General features: G+C 68.0%; 1 protein-coding gene. It reads left to right on the top strand.

The features are described 5' to 3' along the window. The first annotated feature begins 427 nt into the window (after window positions 1-427). Complete coding sequence (locus tag G6R25_RS24075; protein ID WP_163554664.1) at window positions 428-895, top strand: helix-turn-helix transcriptional regulator; 468 nt, start codon at window positions 428-430, stop codon at window positions 893-895. The last annotated feature ends 306 nt before the right edge of the window (window positions 896-1,201 follow it).

The following is a 1,201-nucleotide window of genomic DNA, read 5'->3' on the forward strand; positions in this document are numbered from 1 at the left end:
CTTAAAATTTCCTTCCGCGCCCGCCACAAACTGGTGGGAGGGTGGCGCGGCGGCGTGAGCTGCCGCACCCGAAGGAACCCCCGTTCGGGGTATGGATCAGGGTCCTCATCCGGGCTTCCCCGGCGCCGTGAGAGTCTGTTCTCGCACATCGGAGCGGGCGGCATTGACGACATGGCCGAACCGCGAGATAACCTTTTCGATGTAGCCGACAGTGGGGTCCGACGAAGGCATGCCGAGCCCGGAGGGAGTTGGTGTGGCGGCGCATCCACTTCACCCGAGCCCGGACCATGCACGGCCTCCCGCAAAGGTGGTGTGGGGCTGATCCCCTGCCCGACCCTCGGATGAATTTGCCGGACTGTCGGCGATGGGCCGGCGATCCTCATCCGGAGCGGTCGGGTAAACCGGAGTGGACAGGGAGAGGAGCACGATGGGCCCAATGGTTTCGGACTCGCCCGCTGTGCAGGTGCGCCTGCACCGGACGATGACCGCCGCAGGCTTCGACCGAGCGTCGGGTCCTTTCACCGCCGACAACCAGCCGACCGACGCGCGGACCCAGCGGGAACGGGTTCGCCTGGCCCAGATCGAGCTGCTTGAGCTCAGCGCGCAGCTCACGACGCCCCACCTGCGACGCCAGATCCTGCGCATCTACTCTCTGCTACGCGGCGAGCCGGTAGTGCAGAGCCCGGCGAAGCCACCGCCCTTCCGCCTCACCCTGCGTGAGATGGAGGTGCTCACTCTGGTGGCCACCGGGTGTTCCAACGTCGAGGCGGCGGAGCAGCTCACCATCCGGGCCGAGACGGTCAAGACCTACATGCGCAGCATCATGCGCAAGATGGGGGTGCGCAACCGGACGGCCGCGGTGCACACCGCCCGGCAGATCGGCCTGCTGGACTGACCGGCGGCACCCGCAGCACCCGCAGCCACATCCGCAATACCGGCACTACGGTGCCACAAGCACCACCGGCACCTTCCGGCACCATCGCCGACGGCCCTTCCCGGCCACCGCTCGGCACTGCCCCGCTCGGGCCACGCCACGGTCCGTCGGCCCGTTCCGGCACTCCCTCCATGCCGGATCGCGACCACTCCGGAACATGACAACGGGCTCGGATCGGACAGCATCGTCCGATCCGAGCCCTTGCCGTCGGTGCCCGGATGGCACCGACGGGTACGACGGGCCTATCTAGGACGGGCCTATCTAGTG

Source organism: Candidatus Frankia alpina, from assembly GCF_902806485.1.
Taxonomy (GTDB): Bacteria; Actinomycetota; Actinomycetes; order Frankiales; family Frankiaceae; genus Frankia; species Frankia alpina.